Source organism: uncultured Tepidimonas sp. (genome assembly GCF_938045175.1).
Classification (GTDB): Bacteria; Pseudomonadota; Gammaproteobacteria; order Burkholderiales; family Burkholderiaceae_C; genus Tepidimonas.
Genome location: NZ_CALIND010000046.1, coordinates 1 through 7,047, shown reverse-complemented (window position 1 = coordinate 7,047; position 7,047 = coordinate 1). Strand labels below are relative to the sequence as shown.

The 7,047-nt window shown below is 69.1% G+C and carries 8 protein-coding genes and 2 pseudogenes; 5 read left to right on the top strand and 5 right to left on the bottom strand.

The features are described from left to right. Positions 1–185 (top strand): annotated as a pseudogene (locus Q0716_RS02455) (complex I NDUFA9 subunit family protein); the annotation flags it as partial. Between the two features lie 51 nt (positions 186–236). Here the strand turns inward: Q0716_RS02455 and Q0716_RS02450 are convergent. Then, positions 237–1,520 (bottom strand): outer membrane protein transport protein, encoded by a 1,284-nt coding sequence (locus tag Q0716_RS02450; protein ID WP_299019272.1) that lies wholly within the window; start codon positions 1,518–1,520, stop codon positions 237–239. A gap of 49 nt (positions 1,521–1,569) precedes the next feature. After that, positions 1,570–2,157: a DUF302 domain-containing protein gene (locus Q0716_RS02445; protein WP_299019270.1), complete on the bottom strand. Its 588-nt coding sequence runs from the start codon at positions 2,155–2,157 to the stop codon at positions 1,570–1,572. Positions 2,158–2,382: 225 nt separating this feature from the next. Between Q0716_RS02445 and Q0716_RS02440 the strand changes: the two genes are divergently transcribed. Beyond that, a complete protein-coding gene (locus Q0716_RS02440) occupies positions 2,383–2,715 on the top strand; it encodes a metal-sensitive transcriptional regulator (protein WP_299019267.1) in 333 nt (110 codons plus the stop codon). A gap of 32 nt (positions 2,716–2,747) precedes the next feature. After that, the gene (locus Q0716_RS02435) at positions 2,748–4,058 is read left to right on the top strand and encodes a multifunctional CCA addition/repair protein (RefSeq protein WP_299019265.1); all 1,311 of its coding nucleotides are present in this window, start codon (positions 2,748–2,750) and stop codon (positions 4,056–4,058) included. A 26-nt stretch (positions 4,059–4,084) separates the two neighbouring features. On the opposite strand, the gene trxC is transcribed toward Q0716_RS02435, so the two are convergent. The 3 genes from trxC to Q0716_RS02420 form a co-directional block, all read right to left on the bottom strand. Continuing rightward, positions 4,085–4,534 carry a thioredoxin TrxC gene (gene trxC / locus Q0716_RS02430; RefSeq protein ID WP_299019263.1) on the bottom strand — a complete coding sequence of 150 codons (450 nt, stop codon included), beginning with the start codon at positions 4,532–4,534 and terminating at the stop codon, positions 4,085–4,087. A 113-nt stretch (positions 4,535–4,647) separates the two neighbouring features. Then, positions 4,648–4,842, bottom strand: coding sequence for a DUF2905 domain-containing protein (locus Q0716_RS02425; RefSeq protein WP_299019261.1), 195 nt, complete (start codon positions 4,840–4,842; stop codon positions 4,648–4,650). Positions 4,843–4,857: 15 nt separating this feature from the next. Further along, a complete protein-coding gene (locus Q0716_RS02420) occupies positions 4,858–5,955 on the bottom strand; it encodes an SAM-dependent methyltransferase (protein ID WP_299019274.1) in 1,098 nt (365 codons plus the stop codon). 73 nt (positions 5,956–6,028) lie between these two features. Here Q0716_RS02420 and Q0716_RS02415 point away from each other — a divergent pair, with 73 nt between their 5' ends. Continuing rightward, positions 6,029–6,859 (top strand): SDR family oxidoreductase, encoded by an 831-nt coding sequence (locus tag Q0716_RS02415; RefSeq protein ID WP_299019259.1) that lies wholly within the window; start codon positions 6,029–6,031, stop codon positions 6,857–6,859. An 18-nt stretch (positions 6,860–6,877) separates the two neighbouring features. Beyond that, positions 6,878–7,047, top strand: a pseudogene (locus tag Q0716_RS02410) (dihydroneopterin aldolase); the annotation flags it as partial.

Genomic DNA, 7,047 nt, shown 5'->3' with positions numbered 1-7,047 from the left:
TGCTGTCCACGGACAACCTGCGCTCGATGGAAGTGGACAACGTCGCCACCGGCACGCTACCGACCCTGACCGACCTCGGCATCACGCCCAGCGCGGTGGAGCCGGTGGCGGCGCGCTACCTGGACCTGGACGGCCCGGCCGATCCGCTGATCCAGCTGCGCCGCCGCGCGCACCTGCGACGCTGAAAAAAGAGCCGCCGCCCCGAGCGGACGGCGGCAAGCGGTTGCCCCCAGATATCAGAACTTGCGGCTGTACTGCACACCAAAGCCGTTTTGGTGCATGCCGATGCGCGTGCCAGTCGGGTTCATCGCCATCGACGAGAAATCGACGCTCGGCCCCACCACGGTCTCGCGCCGGCCGTGCCAGAGCGCAAACGTCCACTCGGTCTGCTTGTCGGGCGTGTAGGTCGCACCAAACGTCACGTGCTCGCGGATCACGCCGGGCGCCAGAATGTTGAACATCGCATCCTGGGCGCGAATCGGATTGCCGCCCTTGTTGACGCCGGCACGCAGCGTCCAGCGCTCGTCCATTTGCCACTGCACCCCCAGCTTGACGATGCCGATGTCGCGCCAGCCGAAACCGGGGCCGCTGGCCGCGCCCAGCGGCTGGCCTGCCATCACCTGTGACAGGCTGCCGTTGGCAATCGAGGGCACACCGCCGTAGCGGATGCGCGTCGCATCCAGCGCCAGCGTCCAGGCCGGCGTCAGCTGCAGCGCGACACCAACGCCGTAGTTGGCCGGGATGTCGAAATCGCCCGCCCCCGCGAACAAGCCGCGGTATTTGTCGAAGCGCCCCATGCGCACCCGCGGCGAGAAGGCGGCACCGACCGTGACCCGATCGCCCAGTTTGCCCATGTAGCCCACGCGCACGCCGATGCCGGTGCTGTTGTCCTTGCCGCGATTGGTCAGGTTGGCTGGATCGGACGACATCCCGGCAAACCCCTGTAGCCCATAGGCCTCGAAGCGCTGCCACACCAGCAACGGGGATACGCCCAGGGCATGCCCCTCCGCGACTTGGATCGCCAGCGTCGGCGCCACGATGAGCTGCATCAGATCGACGCCGAGTTTGCCTGTGCCGCCCAATAGGTTCTGCCCGTTGGGAAAGGGCGCATACGACGTGTTCATGCCCCCGTTGCCATAGACGGTCAGGCCCACGGCCAATGTCTCGGACAGACGCGCGTTGTAGCCGAACTCCGGAATCAAAAAGGCGGTGCGGCCACTGTCCACCACGGGCGTCTGGCCCACGAACTGCGCGTCGCGGTATGGCCGGAAAATCTCGGCCCCCACGTCCATGCGGCTGCCTGCAAACAGCGCCGCGGCGGGGTTGTTGACCCCGGCAAATCCGTCGTGCGCCAGGGCGATCGACGCGCCACCCATGCCTTTGGCTTTCAGCCCGAATCCGTGCGGGAAGTAGCCATTGGTGGCCTGTGCCGCACCGGCGCACGCCAGCGCCACGGCGGCCAGGGTGATACGGGGAATGCGGCGTGCCGCGAGCGGCCGCCCTTCGGTTGCGTGATGCATGCGGTTCTCCTCTGTCTTTTTGGGTGGGATCGGATCTTGGCCCGTGTGCTCAGAATTCGCCCTTGGAAGCACGCTCCATCATGTCCCAGACGGCCTCGCGCACGCTCCAGGCCTCCTCCTTGAGCGGCGAGGGCAGTTTGCGGCCCATCTTGACCATCATGTCCATGTTGAGCGTGTACAGCCACAATCCGTCGGGGCGCTCGACCAGCGCGATGCGACACGGCATGTAAGCAGCCATGGCCGGACTGAAATCCGCCATGCGACGTGCGATGTTGGGGCTGCAGAACTGGTAGATCGTCAATACCGGCTCCTTCTTGCCGGAGCGGGCTTCCAGTTCCTTGGACAGCGGCAGCGTGCCGACGTCGCGCATATTGCGCTCCACCATCACGGTGCGCATGATCTCCTCGACGTCTGCCACACTCAGGCCGGGCTTGACCTTGCGCTCCCAGGTCGTCGCGACGGCGATGTCACCGCCGCCCTCGATCCAGCGGTCCCACATCTTCATCGCCTCCGCGCCCGCCCCGTCCTCGAGCTTGCCGATGGTGGCCACGGTGCCACAGCCACTGGTCAATCCCACGACAGCGACCATCGCCAGCGCCAGCCAGCTCTTGCGCCATCCTTCACGTGTCATCTTCATGCGTCCAACTCCTCCGCCCCGCAGGGCTTTGATATTTGTCAAGGCACGTGGAGATTAGCAAGGCAGACCGCGCAACGGCATCCGCATTTACCCTAGGGGGTAGGGTTTTGATCAAGGCCACCAAAGGCGCAAGCCGCGATGGGTGCGCCTCGATGGGCACACCACGCTGGGGGCCATGTTTTTTGGCACACTCGGGGCTTGCGTCCGACATCGAAGGATCACCCCATGAAAGCCTCCGCCCCCTCCGGCGACGACACCCGCCCCACTGCTACCCATCCGACCGGGGCGCCGTCGTCGCGCTACCGCAGCGAGCACCAGCGCGACGTGGTCAACCGCCTCAAGCGCATCGAGGGCCAGGTGCGCGCCCTGATCGAGATGGTGGAGTCGGGCCGCCCGTGCGAGGACGTCGCCCAGCAGATGTCCGCCGCGCGCAAGGCCATGGACAAAGCGTTCTTTCGCATGATGGCGTGCTCTGTGATGGAATCCGTCGCCGTCTCGGACGACGAGACGATGCGCGAGGTCGAGCGCTCCACGCGCATCCTCGAAAAGTACGCCTGACGCCCCGGGCAGGCTGTGGCGCGAGCATGCCCATGAACATCTACCTCGTCGGCGGCGCCGTGCGCGACGGTCTGCTGGGGCACTTCCACTTGGCACACCAGCGCCCCGACGGCACGGCGCACGCCGACCGGGACTGGGTCGTGGTTGGCGCCACGCCCGAGGCCATGGTCGCGGCCGGTTATGTGCCGGTCGGGCGGGACTTTCCGGTCTTTCTGCACCCGGTCACGCGCGAAGAGTACGCGCTGGCACGCACCGAGCGCAAAACGGCACGCGGCTATCACGGCTTTGCTTTCTTTGCCGACCCCAGTGTGACGCTGGAGCAAGACCTGGCGCGCCGCGACCTGACCATCAACGCCATGGCGCTGCCCGCAGCGGCGCTGGACGCCGACGGGCGCTTCGACCCCAACGATCCGCGGTTGGTCGACCCTTATGGCGGCCGGCGCGACCTGCAGGCCAAAGTGCTGCGCCACGTCACCCCGGCGTTTGCCGAAGACCCGGTGCGCATCCTGCGCATGGCGCGTTTTGCCGCGCGCTGGCCTGATTTCCGTATCGCGCCCGAGACGATGGCGCTGATGCGCGACATGGTGGCGCACGGCGAGGTCGATCACCTGGTACCCGAGCGGGTGTGGCAAGAACTCTCGCGCGGGCTGATGGAACCACGCCCCTCGCGCATGCTGGCTGTGCTGCGCGAGACCGGCGCACTGCGCGTCCTGCTGCCAGAGGTGGACCGCCTGTGGGGCGTGCCGCAACGTGCGGACTACCACCCCGAGGTCGACACCGGCGTGCACCTAGAAATGGTGCTGGACATGAGCGCGCGCCTGCACGCACCGCTGGCCACGCGCTACGCCTGCCTGTGCCACGACCTGGGCAAGGGGACGACACCGCCCGAGATCCTGCCGCGCCACCTGGGACACGAGGAGCGCAGCGTGCGGCTGCTGCGCCAGGTCAGCGAGCGCTGGCGCGTGCCACGCGACTGCCGCGAACTGGCCGAGGTGGTGGCGCGCGAGCACGGCCACATCCACCGCAGCGACGCGTTGGGGGCCGCCGCCATCCTGCGCTTGCTGCAGCGCTGCGATGCCCTGCGCCGGCCCGAGCGCTTTGAGCAGGTATTGCTAGCCTGCGAATGCGACGCGCGCGGCCGCCTGCACCACGAAGACCGGCCCTACCCCCAGGCGGCACGGCTGCGCCGCGCGCTGCAGGCCGCACTGGCGGTGGACACCGCCGCGCTCGCCCAGCAGGAGCAGGCCCGTCATCCCAGCGCGCACGATCTGGGGCTGCGCATCGGGGCCGCGATCGAACACGCGCGCCAGCGCGCCATCGCCGACGCGCTGCGCGGCGACTGACCGCGGACCGAGCCTGGCGCGTGCCGTCAGCGCGCCTGCGCCAACGCCGCCTGCACCCAGCGCACGATGTCGGCCTGCCCCATCGCGCCGGGCTGGCGGGCCACCTTGCGTCCGCCGACGAAGAGCGCCAGCGTCGGGATGCTGCGAATACCGAAATGCGCCGCCAGCGCCGGCTCGGCCTCGGTGTTGACCTTGGCCAGCCGCACGTGGGGTTCGAGCTGGCGCGCGGCCGCCTCGAACGCCGGCGCCATCATGCGGCACGGCCCGCACCACGGCGCCCAAAAGTCGACCAGCACCGGGATCTGGCTGCGCCCGACGTGGCGCTCGAAGGCCGCCGCGTCGAGCTCGACCGGGTGGCCGTCGAACAACGGCCGGTGGCAGCGACCGCAGTCGGGCGCTTGGTTCAACTGGTCGGCGCGCACGCGATTGGTGGTGTGGCAATGGGGGCAGACGATGTGCAACGGCTCGGCGGACATGCGGGCTCCTGGTGACAACGATAGCCCACACATGGGGCCGAAGTCCGTGGTTTCAAGTCATACCCCTCTGGGTACCGAATCGACGCCCCGTGCCGACGGCCAGTGCCGCACCCTCAGATCCAGCGCGCGATCGCCGCCGCCAGCAGACTGAGCAACACCGTGCTGGCCAGCGGAATGTCCCACTCGCGCCCGAAGAGCCGGAAATGGAGGTCACCCGGCAAGCGCCCAAAGCCCAGACGCCGCAGCCAGGGCGTGAGCCAACTGAAGATCAGCAGCGCCAGACAAACGACGATCAACCAGCGAATCATCGGTACGCTCCGCCGTCACAACGTGTGCGTACGGTCGCCCTGGGCGAACCCCATCGGCACCCAACCGCGGCTGCTCGCGGGCGGCGCCAGACCGATGACTTTGAACAGCTCGCCCATCTCGTGCTCGTGCACCAGCTTGAGCACCGCGGCGCGCTCGGCCAGCGGCGCGTCGTCCAGCCCGTCGAGCACGCCCGCGTTGAGCAAAAAGCGGCCTTGGCTGGTGTAACCCAGCACCTCCACCCCGGCTTGTTGCGCCGCCAGCGCCACCCCCGTGAAATTGACGTGCGCCGTGATGTCCTTGGCGCCAACGTCGGTCAGCGGGTCGGCGTCGGCCCGGTGGGCGCGGTGGCACATCAGCGTGCCCCCGGCGCGCTGCGGATGGTAGTACTCGTGCTCGGGGAAGCCATAGTCGATGAAAAACGCCGCGCCGCGGCGCAAACGCTCGCCCACGGTGCGCACGAACGCCTCCGCCTGGGGGTGGATCTCGGTCACATAGTCGTGCGTGCCCGCGATCGCCAGCGGCGGCCGCCGGTCGGTCGGCCGATCCACCCACACGAAGCGCGCCTGTTGCGCATCCCACGCCACCCCGCGCTCGTGCCAAACGCCCCCCCGCCGGTGTAGCAACGTCACCGGCATGGCGTCGAGCACTTCGTTGCCGATCAGCACGCCCTCCAGCGCATCTGGCAAGCGCTCGTGCCATGTCACACGCCCGCTCCATGGCGCCAGACATTCGGCCTGCCGCGCGCGCAGCGCGCCCGAGACCTCGACGATGTGGTAGGCCACGCGCGCGCCCCCGCCGTCCGCGGGGGCCAGCGCATCGAGCGCCGCGAGTATCTGAGCCGCCAACGCCCCCGTGCCGGCGCCGAACTCCCACACCGCATGGGTGCCGGTTTCGGCCAGCGCCTGCGCCACCTGCCGCGCCAGCGTCGCGCCAAAGCGGGGGCTGAGCACGGGCGCGGTCACGAAGTCACTGCCATCGGCCGGGCTGGTGCCAAAGATACGCGCACCGCGCGCGTAGTAGCCCTGCCCCGGCGCGTACAGCGCCAACGCCATGAAGCGCTCGAACGGCAGCCAGCCGCCGGTCTCCCGCAGGGCGTGCTGCACCGCCGGCATGGCCGGCCCTGGATCTGGGGCTGCGACTTGCATGGCATGATTGTGCCTTGCCCAACCCCTGACTCACTCGACCATGACGACCGACCCGCCGCCATCGGAGCCCCTGCCTTGCCCCCGTGTGGTGCTGGTCACGGGGGCCGCCCGGCGCTTGGGCCGCGCCATCGCGCTGGCCCTGGCGCGCGCCGGTTGGGACGTGGCGGTGCACTACCGCGGCTCGGCCACTGAGGCCGAGCAGACGGTGCAGGACTGCCGCGCGCTGGGCGTGCGCGCACACGCTTTCGCGGCCGACCTGGCGGACGAGGCGGCCTGCCGCGCGCTGGTCCCCGCCGTGGTGGCGCAGTTCGGCGGGTTGCTCGCGGTGGTCAACTCGGCATCGCGCTTCTCGTATGACGATGCGTTGGGCGCCAGCCCTGCCACCATGCGTGACCACTGGCTGCCCAACACGGCCGCGCCGGTGCTGCTGGCGCAGGGGCTGTATGCCCATGTCCAATCCCGCTTGGCGCTCGCCGAAAGCGAGGACGAGCGCCAAGCGTGGCGTGCGCGCGCTTGCGTGGTCAACCTGCTCGACCAAAAACTCTGGAACCCGAACCCAGACTTTTTCAGCTACACGCTGTCCAAAGCCGCACTGCGCGCCGCCACCGAGCTGCTGGCACTGGCACTGGCGCCATGGGTGCGCGTGGTGGGCGTGGCGCCCGGGCTGACGCTGACCAGCGAGACCCTGCTGGGCGACGCGTTCGAGCGCCTACATCGGCAGGCCCCGCTGGGGCGCTCGTCCACCCCGCAAGACGTGGCCGAGACCGTGCGTTTCGCGCTGGAGAATCGCTCGCTCACCGGCACCCATCTGCTCGTCGATGGCGGGCAGCACCTGTGGCGCTTCGAACGCGACTTCTCGTGCATGGGCTGAGCGCCGCGGACGTCGAACATGGTCAACGCTGCTGCCCCCACCCACAAGATCGGCCGTCAGGTGCTGACGCTGACGGGTCTGCGCTTTCATGCCAACCTGGGCATCCTGGACCATGAGCGCCAAGGCCCGCAGCCCATCGAGGTGGATGCCGAGATCAACCAGGGCTTGCAGCCGCTGCAGCCGCACGA

What these genes read in the sequence shown, in the direction of transcription:
- Q0716_RS02450 (WP_299019272.1), bottom strand. Translation starts at nt 1,520, where the DNA reads ATGCATCACGCAACCGAAGGGCGGCCGCTCGCGGCACGCCGCATTCCC.
- Q0716_RS02445 (WP_299019270.1), bottom strand. Translation starts at nt 2,157, where the DNA reads ATGAAGATGACACGTGAAGGATGGCGCAAGAGCTGGCTGGCGCTGGCG.
- Q0716_RS02440 (WP_299019267.1), top strand. Translation starts at nt 2,383, where the DNA reads ATGAAAGCCTCCGCCCCCTCCGGCGACGACACCCGCCCCACTGCTACC.
- Q0716_RS02435 (WP_299019265.1), top strand. Translation starts at nt 2,748, where the DNA reads ATGAACATCTACCTCGTCGGCGGCGCCGTGCGCGACGGTCTGCTGGGG.
- trxC (WP_299019263.1), bottom strand. Translation starts at nt 4,534, where the DNA reads ATGTCCGCCGAGCCGTTGCACATCGTCTGCCCCCATTGCCACACCACC.
- Q0716_RS02425 (WP_299019261.1), bottom strand. Translation starts at nt 4,842, where the DNA reads ATGATTCGCTGGTTGATCGTCGTTTGTCTGGCGCTGCTGATCTTCAGT.
- Q0716_RS02420 (WP_299019274.1), bottom strand. Translation starts at nt 5,955, where the DNA reads ATGCCGGCGGTGCAGCACGCCCTGCGGGAGACCGGCGGCTGGCTGCCG.
- Q0716_RS02415 (WP_299019259.1), top strand. Translation starts at nt 6,029, where the DNA reads ATGACGACCGACCCGCCGCCATCGGAGCCCCTGCCTTGCCCCCGTGTG.